The sequence below is a fragment of the Enterococcus sp. AMC1252 genome, from assembly GCF_058216515.1.
Genome location: NZ_CM177097.1, coordinates 2,771,757 through 2,790,591, shown reverse-complemented (window position 1 = coordinate 2,790,591; position 18,835 = coordinate 2,771,757). Strand labels below are relative to the sequence as shown.

Sequence of the window (18,835 nt, the reverse complement as noted above, 5' to 3'; positions counted from 1 at the left end):
TTTCTATGGTACGTTAGTTGTAATTGGATTAGACTAGCAAAGTAGAGAAAAGGAGCGATAATAATGTTACAAGTCGAAAATCTATCTAAAACGTATGGAACTGAAATCAAATATGAAGCACTAAAAGGATTAAATTTAACAGTTGAAGATGGTGAATTTATTGGGATCATGGGGCCTTCTGGAAGTGGGAAAAGTACTTTTTTGAACCTTCTAGCAACGATCGATCAACCATCATCTGGACATGTTTTATTAAATGGTAAAGATCCGAATCAGCTCAATCAAGAAGAAGTTGCCAAATTTAGACGAAGAGAGCTTGGGTTTATTTTTCAAAGCTTTAATTTAATGCCAACCTTGACCGTAGAAGAGAATATCGTTTTACCATTGACTTTAGACGGAGAAAAAATTTCTGTTATGAAAAAGCAATTGAACCTTCTAGCAGATCGCTTAGGAATCGCAAGTTTATTAAAAAAACGGATCGCAGAAATCTCTGGTGGACAAGCGCAACGTGTAGCAGTGGCTCGTGCAATGATTCATCAACCACAACTATTATTGGCGGATGAACCGACAGGTAATTTAGATACAAAATCATCAAAAGATGTTATGCAGTTATTACAACAATTAAATGAAGAGGAAAGAGCAACCATACTGATGGTTACTCACGATCCCCTAGCAGCAAGTTATTGCAAACGCATTGTATTTATCAAAGATGGGGAATTGATTGATGAAATTCACCAAAATGGAAATCAAAAGAGGTTTTACGATGAAATTATGGTGAAACTATCTGAGATTGAAGGTGTCGATAATGAGTTTTAGTCAATTTGTTATTCGAAATACCTTAAGGAATAAGCATCTTTATATGGCTTATTTCTTAAGTACATTATTTTCTGTGATGGTATTTTTCACGTTTACAGTGTTTGCCTTTCATCCAGCATTGGCAGATGGCTTAAATAAAAATGCCCGCATCGGTATGTTAGCCGCTGCAATCATTATTTATGGCTTTGCATTTTTCTTTGTTTTATACTCAATGGATGTTTTTATCCAGTCTAGAAAAAAAGAATTTGGGTTGCTGATGATTCAGGGAATGAGTCCTAAACAGCTAAAAAAAATGGTGTTTATTGAAAACTTAGTGATTGGTTTTTTTGCAACTATCATTGGAAGTATTGCTGGTATTGGTTTTTCACAAGTGATTTTATGGTTGAGTAATAAACTAATGCATGTGGATTTTAGCTTTTATTTTCCAGCTCAGGCGCTTATTTTAACAGTTATTTCATTTACTGTGTTATTTTTAGCAATTTCATTTTTCATTCAATTCCGTTTACCAAAATTAAGTCTACAAGAATTGCTGAAAGCAGGAGACCTTGGAAAAGGTACGATCAAAAGTTCACGTATTAAAACTTTTTTAGCGATTTTATTGATTGGTGTAGGATATGCAGTTGCTCTTTTAGTTAAAGGGATGTTGGTGCCCATGGTCATGATTCCTGTGATTTTCTTAGTCGTTGCCGGTACTCGTTTTTTATTCAATCAATTGAGTGTGTCGATTATTGAACGACTAAAAAAGAAGCAAGCGATCTTCTGGAAAAAAACGAATATGGTGGTGTTTTCTGATCTTGCTTTCCGAATGAAGGATAATGCACGTTCGTTTTTCTTAGTATCGATTATTTCAACTGTGGCATTTGCTGCAATCGGTACGTTGTATGGTTTTCAAAATATGATTTTAGATGGGATGAGACAAATTCCATATGAGTTTCAAGTTACAGGAACAGCAGAAGATACAGCGTCAATCAAACAGGACTTCACGAAACTCTTGGCTGATAAAGGGATTCAAGTAGATCAAGGAGAACTGACAACTTATACAAATGCAGATCAAGTTAGTTTGATTAAAGAGTCTGAATATAATCATCTTGCAGCATTAATTGACAAACCAATGATCCAAGGGGAAGGAAAAGCTGTTCAATTATTACCAACAAGTGCGATGGGTATGAAAGAAGTAACGCTAAATGAAGTGAAACTGTCGGATGAAGTGACCTTACCTGTTATTAAATCAGAAAAAACAACTGTTGTTTCTGCATATGGAACAACGGTCATCGTACCGGATACTACTAATTTACAAAATTTTGAAAGTACAACGACGACTGTTTGGCAGCCTAGAAATGCTAGTTATGACGAGTTAGTTTCTGTTGGTAAATTTCAAGATAAGAATATGCTTCTAATGGCTAAAAGTTATTCACAACAAAGTATTACCAATGAATATGCACCAATTTTATTCGTAGGTATTTTTATAGGAATCGTCTTTTTTGTTTCAGCAGGAAGCTTCCTATATTTTAGATTATATAGTGATATGGATGTCGATGTTGAGAAATTTAAAATGATTTATAAAATGGGATTGGCGAAAAAAGAATTGAAGAAGATGATTTATCAACAAGTTGGCATTCTGTTCTTTACACCAATCGTTGTTTCTGTAATCCATGGGGTGGTAGCATTGACTGCGATGTATCATATGTTCAATCAAGGAATGCAGCTAGCGGGATGGCAAGTCTTAGGGGTGTTTATCTTGATTCAAATTGTTTATTATTTGATTGCGCGTGTATTTTATTTTAAAAAAGTTTACCGCTTAGTTCAAGCATAGTATAAAAGAAGAGGATGGGACAGGAGTGTTTAATCCCGAGAAATAAGAAGGAATTCACGAAAATTACTCTTTAAATTTTTGTGAATTTCAGCTTATTTCCGAAGGGATTACTTCTGTTCCCACCGTTTATTCGGATTCCATGTGAGTAGGATATGACTCGAAGAGTTATGTCCCACTCACTTCTTTTATCTATTAAGACACTAGGATTCACTCGTCGTGGATCTGAATAGAACGCTGGCTGTCTTTCAAAAGCATATATTGTTTTATAAAAAAGTCTGCTCTTTTCTTTGAGTATAACAACAAAACTAGTAACGAATAGACAATAAAAGCTAGACTGATAAAGGTGAACTCAAGGTGATGAGAAATGTCTAATTCTACTGCCTAACCTAGATAACATATAGACAAATCGGGTACAATAAGTTATAGTATGAAGCGAATGTTTAGAAGAAATGAGGAAGAAAACTAGTGGAAAAAGCATCCATTTATGGTTTAACAAAAGAAGAACTGATCGCATGGTTCATCGAACATGATGAAAGAAAGTTCCGGGCTACTCAAGTATGGGAATGGCTTTATATCAAACGTGTCATGGCATTTAGTGAAATGACAAATTTATCAAAAGATGTCATTGAATTATTAGAGGAAAATTTTGTTATCAATCCATTGCGCCAAGTGATTATCCAAGAAGCAAAAGATGGTACCGTAAAATATCTTTTTGAATTGCCAGATAAGAATATGATTGAAACGGTCTTGATGCGTCAAGAATACGGCATGTCGGTATGTGTGACGACGCAAGTGGGTTGTAATATTGGGTGTACTTTCTGTGCAAGTGGTTTGTTAAAAAAACAACGTGATTTAACAGCAGGAGAAATTGTTGCTCAAATCATGCTCGTTCAACATTATTTTGATGAACGTGGACAAGGTGAGCGTGTAAGCCATATTGTTGTGATGGGAATCGGTGAGCCGTTCGATAATTATGATAACCTAATGAATTTCCTACATACGATCAACGATCCAAAAGGTTTGGCTATCGGAGCGCGCCATATCACGGTTTCAACGAGTGGTTTAGTGCCTAAGATCAAAGAATTTGCGAATAATGGCCTACAAGTCAATTTAGCAATCTCTTTGCATGCGCCAAATAATGATGTTCGAACGTCAATCATGCGAATCAACCGTAGCTTCCCAATTGAAAAGTTGATGGATGCGGTGGACGAGTATTTGGAAAAAACAAATCGCCGAATTACGTTTGAATATATCATGTTGAGCCATGTGAATGACCGCCCAGAACATGCCCAACAATTGGCTGATTTATTGAAAGATAAGAAGAAGTTAACCTTTGTCAACTTGATTCCTTACAATCCAGTCAGTGAACATGATCAATATAGTCGCAGTGAAAAAGCGGATGTATTGAAATTCTACGATATTCTGAAGAAAAATGGTGTCAATTGTGTCATCAGAAAAGAGTATGGAACGGATATCGATGCAGCTTGTGGGCAATTGAGAAGCAAGCAAATCAAAAAAGCTGATAAAAAAGTTAAAACAGCTAGATAGTTCAAAAATTAAGTAGTAGGAATAACAGGAGCTTGGTTCAGATTCACTCAACTCTTAGTTGTTAGAATGTAATAGAAATGTAGTAGCTACTTTTTTGCCACTATTTATTGGTATTTTAAAGAACTGACATCACTAGAAAAGTGATATCAGTTCTTTTTGTTTTCATCTTCATTTAAAATCGTAAATCCGTAGTCAATAATGTGTTCTTTTAAATAGCGTAGGTATTCTTCCCCCATCGGAGATAAAGACATTTGAGAAGGATGAATCCAGCCAATCTCCATTGTTTCATCAACCTCTAAAGGCAATGCAACAATATTTTCATCATTCAATTCTCTACTTAATACGCCCGAACTGATCGTATAACCATCAAGACCAATCAAAAAATTAAACAAGGTTGCTCGATCGCTGACGCGGATACTTTTCTTACGATATAGAGTACTTAAAATTTCTTCTGAAAAGTGAAAGGAGTTAAATTGTCCTTGCTCAAACGAAAGGTAGGGAAAATTTTCTAAGTCGGTCAACGTGACTGACGTTTTCCCAACCAAAGGATTCCTTTTACTGACAAAAACATGTGGGTTGGCAGTAAATAAGGGATGAAAAACCAGTTGTTTTTCTTTTAATAATTTTCTAATCACTTTTTCGTTGAATGTATTTAAGTACAAAATGCCCAATTCACTTTGAAAAGTGCTGACATCTTCAATAATATTATTCGTTTGTGTTTCACGAAAAGTGAATTCGTATTCATTTTTTTCGTAAGATCGGATTAATTGCACAAAGGCATGGACGGCAAAGGCGTAATGCTGAGCAGAAACTGAAAATAGTCTTCGGCGAGTTTCAGTACCTTTGTATTTTTCTTCCATCAAATCGACTTGTTCTAAGATTTGACGAGCATAAGATAAAAATTCTGTTCCCTCTGTTGTAAGAACCATTCCTTTTTTCGTTCGTTGAAATATTTGAATCTTCATTTCTTGCTCTAACTCTTTGATTGCAGTTGAAAGGCTTGGTTGAGTAATAAAGAGACGTTTAGCAGCTTCATTGACTGAACCTAATTCGACGACTTTCACAATATAATCCAATTGTCTGATATTCATGATCCAATCCTCCTTAAACTTAAAAGCGTAGTGGGCTTATTTATCTCAGAAAAAAGAAAGGGTTGTAATTTATTTTAGACTAAATTATATCATAAACTACAAAAAAGAGCTGTTTCCATAGTACGATAGAGGATTTTCACAATCTTTATATATTAAATTTCAATTTGGATCACTTGTACGCCTTGTTTTTCGATTTCTCGAATCACACTAGGCGAAGCGAATGTATCAGTAATCAAATAATTGATATCTTTGATGTTACCACTAGTAAAATTAGATGAAAAACCGATTTTGCGATAATCTGCAACAACAATCACTAAACCGTTTGTTCGTTCGATAATCAGTGAATTTATTTTAGATTCATGTAAGACTGGCGTCGTGATACCATTTTCAATGCTAAGACCAGAACAGCCAATTATAGAAATATCAGAAGACATTTTTGAAAATGAATCAATTGCAATATCACCAACCAAGGCTTCTTTAGGAAAGCGAATTTCGCCACCAGATAAAATGACCGTTGAATTTGGATTATGGTCTAGATTAGCAACTTTTACATTATTTGTTACAATCGTTACACGTTTATCCTCTAGATTTTTTAAAGAGGATAATGCGGTCGAACCAGTATTGATAAATAAAGTATTTCCGTCTTTAACGAATTCAGCTGCTTTTTTGGCAATCGCATTTTTTAATACTTCGATTTCTTCATTGTAATCTTCTGTTCCCGTTTTTTGAACAATTTTAGCTTTTCCGTGGGCTCTTTGGACTAAACCCATCTTTTCTAAGGCAATCAAGTCACGACGGATGGTTATCTCTGAAACAGCTAGCTCATGACTTATTTCTTTCACCAACAAACTTGTTTCTTTTTTCAATAACTCAAGTAGTTTATCTCGGCGTTTTTTGATTGTTATATGTGAGCTTTTCATTTAAATTCCTCCTCTCTCATTCTGTTGGGCAACTGCAAGTGTATTTCCTAGGACCTTTGCTTTCTTTAATAAACGATAGCCTTCCGATGTTTCATTTAGTTTGAGTAAGCAGTGTCCTTTTAGATATAACAGATAAGTCAATTCTCGGTTATTTAATTTGTTTGTATCGATCAAATTCAGTTCGCTTAAACATTTTTTATTTCTATTTTGGTGGAAGTATCTCATTCCTGTAATTTCATTCCATGAAAACAAGTTGCTCATTTGTTTTTTTTTAATATTTTTCAATTTATATAAGTTTTCTAGACAACTTTCTAAATTTTCTTCATCCTTTAAAAAAGAATAGCAATACATTTGCGTATGATAATAGATGAAGAGGTAATCCAATGTGGAATGGAAGAAATGCTGATTTTTATGTAAATGATCCAAACAAGAGGTATAACTTCCTTCATCTAATAAAAATAAGCTGTCAAAAATAATAATAGACTGTTTGAAGCCATTAAACAAATCTTTTTTCTGTAGCATCTGTTTTAAAGCGAATGCTTCTTTTAAGTCACAATCAACAGTCAAGGCATAAATCATCTTTTCATATAGGTTTTTTAAATATTCAAAAAGTATGACAATTCCTAGAATCACAGCCCCAATACTACCAAAAATAATTTTTGCTCCTAACTCTTGAGAGCTAGTGACCAGATAGCAGATATAAATAGCAAACAATAAATAAACAAACCATAACAAACTTTTTTTCCCATAGTAAATACTTTTCCAAGCTAATTTTTTCATCTTCCTCACCTCAACGAAACTATATCATAAAAAAAAAGATATGAACATAAAAATAGATATTATTATCGTTATTAACTATTTATTTAGTTGAAACGTTCTTAAAAGTGTTTAAACGATCGTATAAAGCGATTGAAAACGGTTTAAAATATTGTAGAATGAAAAGTGTAATCGAGATTGAGATAATGTGGAGGGATCTTATGGCAACAATTCATGATGTAACAAAAGAAAGTTGGATTTTAAGTACTTTTCCTGAATGGGGAACGTATTTGAATGAAGAAATCGAAGAAGAGGAAGTTAGGGAAGGAACCGTTTCTATGTGGTGGTTGGGATGTACTGGGATTTGGATGAAATCACATGAAGGAACTAATATTTTGTGCGATTTATGGTGTGGGACTGGGAAAAGGTCGCATGGCAATGGAAAGATGAAAAAGGGCCATCAGATGATGCGGATGAGTGGATGCGAAAATATGCAGCCTAACCTTAGAACACAGCCATTCGTTATTGATCCTTTTGCTGTTAAAGAGGTTGATGCCTTAGTCGTCACTCATATTCACTCGGATCATTTGGATATCAATACGGCAGCAGCAGTCTATCAAAATTGTCCCAATGCACGCTTTATCGGACCGAAAGAAGTTGTTGAAACTTGGTTGAAGTGGGGAATCCCAGAAAGTAAGACAACAATTGTAAAACCTGGCGATCGTGTATCGATCAAGGATGTGGATATCGTTGCATTGGAAGCTTTTGATAGGACGGCATTAGTGACCTGCGAAGATCCAGAAATGACGCTAAAAGGAAAACTACCTCAAGATATGGATGAAATAGCTGTCAATTATTTGTTTGAAACAAGTGGCGGCAATATTTATCACGCTGGCGATTCTCACTATTCTAATATGTTTGCTAAGCACGGAAACGAACATAAAATAGATGTCTGCTTAGGAGCCTATGGAGAAAACCCTAGAGGAATTACTGATAAAGTCACATCAGTTGATATGTTAAGAATGGCAGAATCGTTAAATGCCAATGTTGTTATACCAGTTCACTATGATATTTGGGCAAATTTTATGGCAGATCCAAAAGAAATCACTGAAATTTGGAAGTTCAAAAAAGATCGTTTAGGCTATCAATTTAAGCCATTTATTTGGCAAGTTGGAGGAAAATTTACTTACCCTAATGATAAAGACAAACTTGAATTCAATTTTTATCGAGGGTTCGATGATGTCTTTACAACCGATAATGATACACCATTTCCATCATTTTTATAAGAAAGGAGAAAGTGAATGTTAAAGTATTTTTATGATAATGATTTAGTTCGATTTTATGATGAAACTCCTTCAAATTGGGAAGATGCTGTGGTACTTAGCTGTCAGACATTATTGGAAAAGGATATTATAACAAAACAGTATGTGGATGAAATTATTGAATGTGTTCAAAAATATGGACCATATATCGTGATTGTTCCAGGTGTTGCTATGCCACATTCATCAGAAAACAGTCAAGGTGTGTTAGGAACAGCTATTTCATTTACAAAAATGAGTCAAGATGTAGTTTTTGAAGAAGGAAATGCTGAAAAAAATGCGCGCTTATTTTTTACATTAGCGGCTAAAGATAGTGAAGCACACGTAGAAAATATCTCTAAACTGTCAGAAATGTTGATGACTGATGGAGTAATCGATGCTTTGATGTCGGTAGAGACGATGGAGGATTACCAAAAAGTGATGACAGCTTTTGATAGATAGAAAGAAGGGGAGTAAATGACACAAGTATTAGATTTTCTGATGGGAATTTGGGATTATTTTGCTGCAAATATATTAACACAGCCAGCATTTTTAATTGGTTTTATTGTTCTATTAGGGTATGTTTTACTGAAAAAACCATTGTATGAAAGTATTGCTGGTTTTTTAAAAGCTACTGTTGGTTATTTGATATTGACTGTTGGTTCAGGAGGTCTAGTTAATAATTTTAGACCAATTTTAGTGGGTTTAAAGGAACGATTTAATTTAGATGCAATGGTCATTGATCCTTATTTTGGTCAAAATGCTGTCACAGCAGGAATTGAAGAGACTTTTGGGCGAACATTTAGCGATACGATGATTTTATTATTGATTGCGTTTGTAATGAATATTTTATTGGTTCGTTTTAAAAAATATACAAAATTACGAGCTGTCTTTACAACAGGGAATGTTCAAATTCAACAAGCCGCAACAGCATTTTGGATTTTATTATTCTGTTTTCCTAATCTAGGTCAGATTCAAATATTGTTGATTATGGGACTTATTTTAGGTTGCTATTGGGCGGTTGGATCGAATCTAACTGTTGATATTACACAGGATTTGACTGAGGGTGCAGGATTTGCAATTGCTCATCAACAAATGTTTGGCGTTTATATATTTGCACGTTTATCCGAAAAAATGAAAAAAGATAAAAATAATCGAAAACTCGAAGATGTGCAATTACCAGGTTTCTTATCGATTTTTAATGAAAATATGGTTGCGACGTCCATTCTAATGCTTTTTTTCTTCGGAATTATATTAGTTGTGTTAGGTCCAGCTTATTTAATTGAAGCAGGTTTCATGGTAGAGGGGCAAAGTTTCTTCTTCTACATTTTACAGACAGCGTTGTACTTTGCAGTTTATCTGGCGATTTTACAGTTGGGTGTTCGAACTTTCGTTTCAGAGTTGACAGAGTCCTTTCAAGGAATCTCCAACACCTTATTACCAGGGGCAGTTCCAGGGATTGATGTAGCAGCAACGTTTGGCTTTGGTTCGCCAAACGCTGTGACGATAGGCTTTTTATTTGGCGCATTAGGACAATTTATTACGATTGGCCTGTTGATTCTTTTTAAATCTCCAGTGATTGTTATTGCAGGATTTATTCCATTATTCTTTGATAATGCGGTAATCGCTGTTTATGCGAATAATCGTGGTGGTTTTAAAGCAGCTTGTATCTTCCCCTTTATTTCAGGTGTGATTCAAGTGTTAGGCTCTGCTTTAATAGCTGCATTTATCGGATTATCCCAATATGGCGGATATATAGGCATGTTTGACTGGGCAACTGTTTGGCCAGTGATGACAATACTAATGAAATATTTAGGTTATTTCGGCGTTGCTTTAGTGGTGATTTTACTGCTAGCAATACCACAGTTACAATACCGAGCAAATCCAGAAGGCTATTTCTTGATTGCTGAGGATTATGATGCGTACGTGAAAAAAATGACAGCAAAAGCAGCTTGATTATATTATTGCTTTGTTGGCTAGACTTTAGGAAAAAAGGTCATAAATGTATTTGCCTATTTTTCTGTCAAGGCTGACTGAGCTCATTCAGTTTTTACATTTAGGAGGAAATTAAAATGAGAGTATTAGTATCATGTGCAAATGGATCAGGAACAAGTTTAATGATGAAAAAAAGTGTAGAAAAAGCGTTGAAAGAGTTGGGATTTAACATTACAAATATTCATCATTGTGCGATTTCAGAAGGAAAAAGTACAGCTGGGCAGTATGATGTTGTTTTTTGTCCAATGAATTTTTTGAATATGTTTGATGATGCTAAAAAGAAAGGTGTTACAGTTGTCGGTGTAAGAAATGTGATGTCCGCTAAAGAAATTAGTGAACGTGTGCAAGAAACGGAACTGGCCTCAAAATTTAAATAATTATAGAGAACGTAGTCAGGGTGGGTAGTTTTTCCACCCTGTTAATGAAACTTAAAGATAGGGAGAGAAATAAATGAGTAGACCTAATTTGCAGGTGGCCTTAGATCATTCTGATTTAGCTAGTGCAATCAAAGATGTAGTAGCAGTAGGTGAAATCGTAGATATTGTAGAAGTTGGAACAATCCTTTGCTTACAAGCTGGTGTAGAAGCTGTTCGCTGTATTCGGGCGTTGTATCCTAATAAAAAAGTAGTTGCAGATACTAAATGTGCCGATGCAGGTGGCACTGTGGCAAAAAATTGTCGGGAAGCTGGGGCTGACTGGATGACAGTCATTTGTTGCGCAACGATTCCAACGATGAAAGCAGCAGCGAAGGAAGTGGAAGAAGTCCAAGTTGAACTGTACGGGGACTGGACATATGAGCAGGCACAGAAATGGCTAGATGCAGGTATTTCTCAAGCCATTTATCATCAGAGCCGAGATGCGCTTTTGGCAGGCGAAACATGGGGAGAAAAAGATTTAACTAAAGTGAAAAAGCTAATTGAGATGGGATTTAGAGTTTCTGTTACTGGCGGATTGGATGTGGAAACTTTGAAATTATTCAAAAACCTTGATGTGTACACGTTTATTACAGGGCGCGGTATCACAGCGTCTACTGATCCTAAAAAAGCTGCACAGGATTTTCAAGATGAAATCAAACGTATTTGGGGGTAATGCTTATGGCAACAATAGGAATCTATGAAAAAGCGCTCCCTAAAAATATAACTTGGAAAGAGCGTTTATTATTAGCAAAAAAATTAGATTTTGATTTTGTCGAAATGTCTATTGACGAAACAGATGCACGGCTTCAAAGGTTAGATTGGACAAAAGAAGAGCGAAAATTAGTAAGAGAAGCGATTCATGAGACTGGTATTAAAATATTATCGATTTGTTTGAGTGGACATAGGCGTTTTCCATTTGGTTCAGAGGATTGTAATAAAAGAACGGAAGCATTGATTTTGATGGAAAAAGCAATAAATTTGGCCTCAGACTTAGGTGTACGGACGATTCAATTAGCAGGTTATGATGTTTATTATGAAAAAAAAACATTAACGTCTAGAGAGTACTTCATTGAGAATTTAAAAAAATCTGTTGCGATGGCTGCTGCTAAAGAAATTGTCTTATCAATAGAAATTATGGATGATCCGTTTATTAATTCTATCTCTAAATTTTTAAAAATCAAAGAGCAGATTCGTTCACCATATTTACAAGTATACCCTGATGTTGGTAATTTATCAGCATGGCCAGAAAATGATGTTGGCTATGAATTAGAAATCGGAATCGATCAGATTTCTGCGATTCATTTAAAAGATACTTTAGCTGTAACTGAACAGTTTCCTGGTAAGTTTAAAGAAGTTCCATTTGGAGAAGGTTGTGTTGATTTTTTAGGCTGCTTCAAGACCTTAAAACGATTGGAATATAATGGACCTTTCCTAATTGAAATGTGGAGTGAAAATAGCCAAACGCCTGAAAAAGAAATCGAACAAGCAAAAGCATTTCTATTTCCTTACTTGAAGGAGGCAGGATATAATGACAAATAAAGTATTGATCAATGAGATGAAAGAACGAGTTTTTGCTGCGAATCTAGCCTTACCAGAAGCAGGCTTAGTAAAACTTACTTGGGGAAATGTCAGTGAAATCAATCGGGAAGCGGGATTGATTGTGATAAAGCCCAGTGGTGTTCCATACGAAACAATGCAAGTACAAGACATGGTTGTGACTGATTTAAATGGGGATGTATTAGAGGAAGGGATGAAGCCTTCATCTGACTTAACTACACACGTTGAGTTATATAAGGCTTTTAAGGAAATAAACTCGGTGGTACATACGCATTCAAAAAATGCAGTAACATGGGCACAAGCAGGTCGAGAGATACCGGCATACGGTACGACTCATGCGGATACTTTTTATGGTGTTGTTCCTTGCACTCGCCAATTGACGTTTGAAGAAGTAGAGTCTGCATATGAAGTTGAAACAGGGAAAGTAATTATTGAAACCTTTGAAGAAGGAGGTTTTGATCCTCTGGCAATTCCTGGGATTCTAGTTTATGGTCATGGACCCTTTACATGGGGGCAAACGCCTAAAAAAGCTGTGGAAAATAGTATTGTATTAGATGAGATAGCGGAGATGGCATGCGTAACGGAAGTTGTAAATGATACTGTACTACCAATTCCCCAATACCTTTTAGATAAACATTTTTTTAGAAAGCACGGTTCAAATGCATATTATGGGCAAATTTAAAAGGACAAAGTGTTTTCATTTAATAGTACAGATAAGTCTGATATGGGCTTTATCTGTACTTTTTATTTTTGTGAATTGCTTGAATTTAAATTCAAAAAAGTTATACTAGAAAATAACTTAAAAGAGAGAACGAGGATAAGCATGAACGAGAATCAATTAAAGCGTGAAATTTCACTGTTTGGCGCTTTTTCAACAGTTATGGGAACTGTTATTGGGGCAGGTGTTTTTTTTAAAACAGCAAGTGTAGTAAGTTTTGCTCAATCATCAAGTTTAACTATTTTTGCTTGGATATTAGGGGGGATTTTAACTGTATGTGCGGGTTTGACAAGTGCTGAATTAGCTACGGCTATTCCAAAAACGGGAGGCGCAGTCAAATATATTGAATACACCTACGGAAAGTTACCAGGTTTTTTATTAGGATGGGCACAAAGTGTAATTTATTTTCCTGCAAATATTGCCGCATTATCAATTATCTTTAGTACGCAATTTATTCACTTATTTCATTTGTCTAATGACTTTCTTATACCGATAGCGTTAGGAACTGGTTTAAGTATAACTATAGTCAATTTGCTAGGAACTAGATTGGCTGCAAATTTACAATCATTTACATTAATAATAAAAATGCTCCCTATAGCTTTGATTGTATTAGTTGGGCTCTTGGTGCCAACGGATGTGGAAGTTTCACTATTTCCTGTAAAAACTGGTGGAAATAATGGTTTTATTCAAGCACTTAGTGGGTCGTTATTGGCAACAATGTTTGCTTATGATGGATGGTTAGGCGTTGGTGCTGTAGCTGGCGAAATGAAGCAACCAGAAAAAGATTTACCCAAAGCAATATTTTTTGGATTGACATTCATTACGATTGTTTATGTTTTAATTAATTTTGTTTTCCTTAAAACGCTACCGATTGAACAGCTTTCTGGAAATTTAAATGCAGCTTCCGAAGCTTCTAATCAAATATTTGGTTCGGTTGGCGGTAAGTTAGTGACAATTGGTATATTGGTATCTGTTTATGGTGCATTAAATGGTTACACGATGACGGGGATTAGAGTTCCTTATGCGTTAGCATTGGAGGGGATGGTCCCTTTTAGTCAGCAGTTCCAGAAATTATCTAAGAAGTATGTTGTTCCTTATGTATCAGGAATCTTTCAATATACTGTCGCAGCAATTATGATGTTCTTTGGCAGTTTTGATTTGTTAACGGACATGTTAGTTTTTGTTATGTGGCTATTTAGTCTATTGATTTTTTTGGCAGTATTTATTTTGAGAAAAAAAGAACCTGAATTGCCTCGTCCTTATAAAGTTCCTTTTTATCCAATAATTCCTGTTATAGCAATTTTTGGAGGTCTATTCATCTTGATCACTACATTGTTCACACAAACACTATTAGCTAGTATTGGTATCGGAGTGACCTTATTGGGAATTCCAGTTTATATGATCAACAGCAAAATAAATGAGTCAAAAATCAACTGATTTTTATTTTTTGTCAAAAACTTATCACTTTATACTAAGAGATTGAGAAAATAATCAAGAATAATTTGATATAATAGTATTGATCTAAGTCTTTGTCACTAGATAAAGCAGTGCTCCTGCTTAACCCTTTTAGGCAGGAGTTCCTTTTTCTCAAAAATTTTAATAATATTAACAATTTCTGAAAGTTATTCTGGTCAATTTTTTAGTATAATGGATATATCAAAACGATAAACTATTTTGGGGAAGATAGTGCATCAGAACTCTTGGTAAAGCTGTAAGTGCTGATTTTTCAACATTTACAGCTTTATTTTTTACTGTAAAAGCTAAAAAGTAGTGAAAGTAAATGAACATAGCTTATTTGTTTTCACCAGTATATCAGTGTAAACAAATAATAAGCTAATGTAACTTAAATGAATTTAGAAAAGATTCTTCAATAGATAAGCTATTAAACTCTTTATTTTATTATGAAACCTAGAACAAAACTTAAAATGTTTTGTTCTAGGTTTTTTTTACAATAATTTTTTATTTAATTGCGTATATTACTATAAGGAGGGGAATGGATGGATATTAAAGAGTTTTCACTTAAATTAATTGAATGGGGCGTAGCGGAGTGTATACAGGATATCTATATTTTGCCTATTAAGAATAAAATCCAGGTCTTTGCAAGGAAAGGAAAAAGTCGAGTTATTTTTAAAGAACTAAGTGAACATGAGGGAGAAAAATTAATTTTCCATTTTAAATTTATTGGCAGTATGGATGTTGGTGAAAGAAGGAAAGCTCAGGTTGGAGCTGCAACGTATGCAATCAACCAAAAGGAAATACGATTACGGTTATCTACAGTTGGTGATTTTAGACAGAGAGAGAGTTTAGTTATTCGTTTTTTACATGTTTTTGGAAATAGTCAGGAAAATTATTTTTTACCGCAGCAATTAACGATTGTTAGAAGCTACATTAGGCGCCGCGGTTTACATTTGTTTTGTGGACCAGTTGGCTCTGGAAAAACAACATTGATGTATAAATTGGCGAAAGAAACAGATCAATTTCAACAAGTAATCACAATCGAAGATCCAGTTGAAATCGAAGAAGAGACTTTTTTGCAGTTACAGACTAATACTAAAATTGATTTAACATATGATGCATTGATTAAGGCTTGCTTGCGTCATCGACCTGATATTTTGATTATTGGAGAAATACGAGACGGACTTACAGCGCAAGCAGCAATTAGAGCAGCACTTACAGGGCATACGGTATTTGCCACTATTCATGCAAGGAGTATTACTGGAGTATATGAACGATTAGCTGAATTAGGCATTCAACAGAGAGAAATGGTTGAATGTGTGACTGGGATCATTTATCAAAGATTACTACCGTTTCGGTCGAATAATGAAGAAGAAATCAATGGACTACTTATGGATTATATATTTTCTAAGAAAATGACATCTAAGTGGACGAAAGATTTGAGAAAGGTTTGGGCATATGGATTTATCGACGATCAAACATTTGAGACAGAAAAAGAGCATTAAGCTGTCAAAACAACAACAACAATTATTTATCCAATTACTTGCAGATTTATTAAGTAACGGATTTACAGTTCAGGAAAGTTTGGCATTTATGAAAAAATCTCGTTCAATCTCAAAAGAAACAATTAACTACTTAATTACAGCTATGGAAAGAGGAGAGTCTTTAAATGACGGTTTAGCTCAAATTGGTTTTAAGACAACGATTATTACTCAAATTGAATTTGCTCAAACACATGGAGATATAGCTGGAACACTAAATAAGATTAAGGAACACATGAAAATTGTTGATAAACAACAGCAAAACTTTTACAAAGTTATCAGTTATCCTGTACTGCTATTACTTTTTTTGACGGTTGTTTTGATCAGTATTCGCCAAATACTTTTACCTCAATTGATGACAAATGGAACGATTCAAGCAGATAATATAGGTATTCGCTTTATTCAGCAAAGCCCTTATTTTATCCTGACATTTATAGTTGGTTTAGTAGTCTCTATTGTAGTACTTCGTATGTATCTGAGCAGAAAAACTTTTTTACAAAGAGCAATGTTTATTGCTAGGCTACCTTTTTTAGGGAATTTTTATAAAGAATATAATTCAGCTTTTTTTGCGCTTGAATGGGGCAAGTTATTTTCTCAAGGTTTGGAAATCAAAATGATCATTCAATTGATGCAGACAACAGGTCAGCGATCATTGATAAGTGAATTAGCTAAAGTGATTGAGGAACAATCGATGCTAGGACAAACATTTTATGAACAATTACCAAAGTTTTCTTTCTTTTCCCCTGAGCTATCTTTGATTATTCAACAAGGACAAGTCAAAGGGAACTTAGGAAAAGAGCTGATTTTGTACAGTGAACTCTGTTGGCAACGTTTTTTTAAGCGAATGGAAAAAATGATTCAATGGATCCAACCAATTATTTTCTTAGTGGTTGCGTTGTTGGTGGTTAGTATTTATGCAGCAATGTTATTACCAATTTACGGTGGAATGGAGGAATTTTTGTGAAAAAGAAAAAACAAAGAATAAATTATAATGGGTTTACCTTACTGGAAATGCTTGTCGTACTGCTGATAATTTCTGTCTTAATTCTGTTATTTGTACCAAATCTTTCAAAACATAAAGAAGGTGTTGATAAAAAAGGAAATGATGCGATTGCAAAAATAGTCGAGACACAAATCGATCTTTATATTATGGAAAAAAATCAAACACCTACTGTTGATCAATTGCTGAATGAAGAATATATTACGCAAGAACAATATGACAAATATCAAGAAAGTAAAAAATGATAATGAATATGAAAGGATTTACTTTAATAGAATCTTTGCTAGTTGTATTTATTTGTACGATTTTTATAATGCTTCCAACATTAACCATAAGAAACTGGAAAAAGATGTTGGAAGTTGAGCAGTTTTTAGCCTCTTTTGAAAAGAAAATACTCCTTACACAGCAAATGGCTGTTGTAAGTGCGATAGATACACAAGTCATTTTTTATGAGCATAGCCAACAACTCAATTTTTTGATTCCTAAAAATGAAAGTATTATGGAAGAAACAATAGTGGACATCCCGGTAGCACTAAAGGCAGTTGGGCCAGATAAGATCACCTTCAAAAATGGATCTGGAAATAATGGGAAACTATCAAAATTTTCTTTTTCATGGGCAGAAAAAAAACGGTTGATCGAATTCCAATTTCAATTGGGGAGTGGTCGTTATGTTAAAAAAATCAAGTTATTATAATGGTTATATTTTGCTTGAAAGCCTTATTGCACTAGGTGTTATTTGTTTAGTAATCGGAAGTCATATTTCATTAAACACGTTTTTATTAAAAAAAAATAAACAAGCATCTGATCAATTATTACTTCAAAGAGTGTTATATGAAGAGATGAAATATTACGAAAATCATGGAGGGCCGGTGGTTAGGGCTGTACATTTTGAAAATAAGATATATCAACTACGTTTTAATAAAATTGGTAATAAGATGGTTGAGGTGGAAATTATAAATGGAAAAGAGAAATTTACAATTAAAAAGGAGTGACACACAAAACCAATTTTTAGGATTTACGTTAATAGAATGTTTGATTGCATTATTTTTACTATCCATGATATGTATGCTTTTTTCCACCTCAATTAAGAATGCTACTGTGGTAACCAATCATTTAAAAAATGAATGGGGAAAAGAATGGCACGTATTTGTGATTCAATTAGAAAACGAGTTGAAGAATTGTCAGTATGAAAAAACACAAGAAAATAAAATTATTCTTAGAAATAAAAAGAATAACAAAAGCGTCTGGATTGAACATAAATTAGGTAAAATTGTAAAAGTTGAAAATGGTGGCTATCATCCTCTTCTGGTTGGAGTAAAACAGGTCCATTTTATTGAGAAAGGTAAGTCTATCGTAATAAATGTAACTCTTGAAAATAACTTGAAGGTTATGGCTAAATGGATTATTACACAGGAGCATGAACATGAATAGAAGGTATAAAGGTGGAGTTTTATTTACGGCATTACTGTTTGTTTTTTTATTCAGTTTTATTTTTATGTTAGTTTTGGAAGATTTTCAACTAACGCAACGATTTACGAAAAAGACTAGAGATTACTATGTCGCTAAAACAATGGTGAGTATGTTTCTTTCTGATGTTAAACAAGAACTGCGAACGCTTGAAAAAAATTGTCAGTTAAGTTATTCAACAGGTTTATTACAGTATGAATATGATCAGTCAACAATAAATTTTATCGTTCATGTAAATCAGACAACTTACAAATTTCAAGAAGTCTATCAGAAAGAGACAAAGAATTAAGTGAGCATTTAATGGAAGTAATTGAAAAGCAAAATAACGATAATTAAAAATTTGTGAAACGTGTATCAAACTAAAATAAAAAAAACTAATACAGAGCTTCGTTTTTTATATAAAAATTATGATAATCAGTTTATTATTTAGATGCAACTAAGAGGCGT

General features: G+C 34.1%; 21 protein-coding genes. 18 read left to right on the top strand and 3 right to left on the bottom strand.

All coding sequences use genetic code 11. The annotated features are described in order from the left end of the window. Positions 1 to 63 precede the first annotated feature (63 nt). The 3 genes from AC4BB5_RS13220 to rlmN all read left to right on the top strand — a co-directional run bounded on the left by AC4BB5_RS13220 (position 64) and on the right by rlmN (position 4,174). Positions 64 to 813, top strand: coding sequence for an ABC transporter ATP-binding protein (locus AC4BB5_RS13220; protein WP_490456584.1), 750 nt, complete (start codon positions 64 to 66; stop codon positions 811 to 813). Then, a complete protein-coding gene (locus tag AC4BB5_RS13215; protein WP_490456583.1) occupies positions 803 to 2,626 on the top strand; it encodes an FtsX-like permease family protein in 1,824 nt (607 codons plus the stop codon). Before AC4BB5_RS13220 ends, AC4BB5_RS13215 begins: the two co-directional genes overlap by 11 nt. Before the next feature lie 465 nt (positions 2,627 to 3,091). Next, positions 3,092 to 4,174, top strand: coding sequence for a dual-specificity RNA methyltransferase RlmN (gene rlmN / locus AC4BB5_RS13210; RefSeq protein WP_490456582.1), 1,083 nt, complete (start codon positions 3,092 to 3,094; stop codon positions 4,172 to 4,174). 146 nt (positions 4,175 to 4,320) lie between these two features. Here the strand turns inward: rlmN and AC4BB5_RS13205 are convergent, their stop codons facing one another. The 3 genes from AC4BB5_RS13205 to AC4BB5_RS13195 all read right to left on the bottom strand — a co-directional run bounded on the left by AC4BB5_RS13205 (position 4,321) and on the right by AC4BB5_RS13195 (position 6,965). Continuing rightward, on the bottom strand, positions 4,321 to 5,265 hold the full coding sequence (locus AC4BB5_RS13205; RefSeq protein ID WP_490456581.1) for a LysR family transcriptional regulator: 945 nt from the start codon (positions 5,263 to 5,265) through the stop codon (positions 4,321 to 4,323). Between the two features lie 152 nt (positions 5,266 to 5,417). Beyond that, positions 5,418 to 6,185 carry a DeoR/GlpR family DNA-binding transcription regulator gene (locus AC4BB5_RS13200; RefSeq protein WP_490456580.1) on the bottom strand — a complete coding sequence of 256 codons (768 nt, stop codon included), beginning with the start codon at positions 6,183 to 6,185 and terminating at the stop codon, positions 5,418 to 5,420. After that, the gene (locus AC4BB5_RS13195; RefSeq protein ID WP_490456579.1) at positions 6,186 to 6,965 is read right to left on the bottom strand and encodes a hypothetical protein; all 780 of its coding nucleotides are present in this window, start codon (positions 6,963 to 6,965) and stop codon (positions 6,186 to 6,188) included. It lies immediately after the preceding gene. A 197-nt stretch (positions 6,966 to 7,162) separates the two neighbouring features. Between AC4BB5_RS13195 and ulaG the strand changes: the two genes are divergently transcribed. The 15 genes from ulaG to comGG all read left to right on the top strand — a co-directional run bounded on the left by ulaG (position 7,163) and on the right by comGG (position 18,677). Further along, on the top strand, positions 7,163 to 8,227 hold the full coding sequence (gene ulaG / locus AC4BB5_RS13190; protein ID WP_490456578.1) for an L-ascorbate 6-phosphate lactonase: 1,065 nt from the start codon (positions 7,163 to 7,165) through the stop codon (positions 8,225 to 8,227). 15 nt (positions 8,228 to 8,242) lie between these two features. Beyond that, the gene (locus AC4BB5_RS13185) at positions 8,243 to 8,701 is read left to right on the top strand and encodes a PTS sugar transporter subunit IIA (protein WP_490456577.1); all 459 of its coding nucleotides are present in this window, start codon (positions 8,243 to 8,245) and stop codon (positions 8,699 to 8,701) included. A 15-nt stretch (positions 8,702 to 8,716) separates the two neighbouring features. Further along, complete coding sequence (gene ulaA / locus AC4BB5_RS13180) at positions 8,717 to 10,195, top strand: PTS ascorbate transporter subunit IIC (RefSeq protein ID WP_490456576.1); 1,479 nt, start codon at positions 8,717 to 8,719, stop codon at positions 10,193 to 10,195. Positions 10,196 to 10,311: 116 nt separating this feature from the next. Continuing rightward, a complete protein-coding gene (locus tag AC4BB5_RS13175) occupies positions 10,312 to 10,611 on the top strand; it encodes a PTS sugar transporter subunit IIB (protein WP_490456575.1) in 300 nt (99 codons plus the stop codon). A 73-nt stretch (positions 10,612 to 10,684) separates the two neighbouring features. Beyond that, positions 10,685 to 11,323 carry a 3-keto-L-gulonate-6-phosphate decarboxylase UlaD gene (locus AC4BB5_RS13170; protein ID WP_490456574.1) on the top strand — a complete coding sequence of 213 codons (639 nt, stop codon included), beginning with the start codon at positions 10,685 to 10,687 and terminating at the stop codon, positions 11,321 to 11,323. A 5-nt stretch (positions 11,324 to 11,328) separates the two neighbouring features. Beyond that, positions 11,329 to 12,189: an L-ribulose-5-phosphate 3-epimerase gene (locus AC4BB5_RS13165; protein WP_490456573.1), complete on the top strand. Its 861-nt coding sequence runs from the start codon at positions 11,329 to 11,331 to the stop codon at positions 12,187 to 12,189. Next, a complete protein-coding gene (locus AC4BB5_RS13160) occupies positions 12,179 to 12,889 on the top strand; it encodes an L-ribulose-5-phosphate 4-epimerase (RefSeq protein WP_490456572.1) in 711 nt (236 codons plus the stop codon). Before AC4BB5_RS13165 ends, AC4BB5_RS13160 begins: the two co-directional genes overlap by 11 nt. Before the next feature lie 141 nt (positions 12,890 to 13,030). Next, complete coding sequence (locus tag AC4BB5_RS13155; RefSeq protein ID WP_490456571.1) at positions 13,031 to 14,362, top strand: APC family permease; 1,332 nt, start codon at positions 13,031 to 13,033, stop codon at positions 14,360 to 14,362. 560 nt (positions 14,363 to 14,922) lie between these two features. Next, positions 14,923 to 15,885, top strand: a complete 963-nt coding sequence (comGA, locus tag AC4BB5_RS13150; protein WP_490456570.1) for a competence type IV pilus ATPase ComGA — start codon at positions 14,923 to 14,925, stop codon at positions 15,883 to 15,885. Further along, the gene (gene comGB / locus AC4BB5_RS13145) at positions 15,839 to 16,885 is read left to right on the top strand and encodes a competence type IV pilus assembly protein ComGB (RefSeq protein ID WP_490456569.1); all 1,047 of its coding nucleotides are present in this window, start codon (positions 15,839 to 15,841) and stop codon (positions 16,883 to 16,885) included. Before comGA ends, comGB begins: the two co-directional genes overlap by 47 nt. Beyond that, positions 16,882 to 17,166: a competence type IV pilus major pilin ComGC gene (comGC, locus tag AC4BB5_RS13140; protein ID WP_490456568.1), complete on the top strand. Its 285-nt coding sequence runs from the start codon at positions 16,882 to 16,884 to the stop codon at positions 17,164 to 17,166. Before comGB ends, comGC begins: the two co-directional genes overlap by 4 nt. After that, positions 17,163 to 17,615, top strand: coding sequence for a competence type IV pilus minor pilin ComGD (gene comGD, locus AC4BB5_RS13135; RefSeq protein WP_490456567.1), 453 nt, complete (start codon positions 17,163 to 17,165; stop codon positions 17,613 to 17,615). The genes comGC and comGD overlap by 4 nt, the downstream gene beginning before the upstream one ends. After that, entirely contained in the window at positions 17,590 to 17,913 is a 324-nt protein-coding gene (gene comGE / locus AC4BB5_RS13130) for a competence type IV pilus minor pilin ComGE (RefSeq protein WP_490456566.1), read from the top strand. The genes comGD and comGE overlap by 26 nt, the downstream gene beginning before the upstream one ends. Then, entirely contained in the window at positions 17,879 to 18,352 is a 474-nt protein-coding gene (gene comGF, locus AC4BB5_RS13125; protein ID WP_490456565.1) for a competence type IV pilus minor pilin ComGF, read from the top strand. Before comGE ends, comGF begins: the two co-directional genes overlap by 35 nt. Beyond that, positions 18,345 to 18,677, top strand: a complete 333-nt coding sequence (gene comGG, locus AC4BB5_RS13120; RefSeq protein ID WP_490456564.1) for a competence type IV pilus minor pilin ComGG — start codon at positions 18,345 to 18,347, stop codon at positions 18,675 to 18,677. The genes comGF and comGG overlap by 8 nt, the downstream gene beginning before the upstream one ends. Positions 18,678 to 18,835 lie beyond the last annotated feature (158 nt).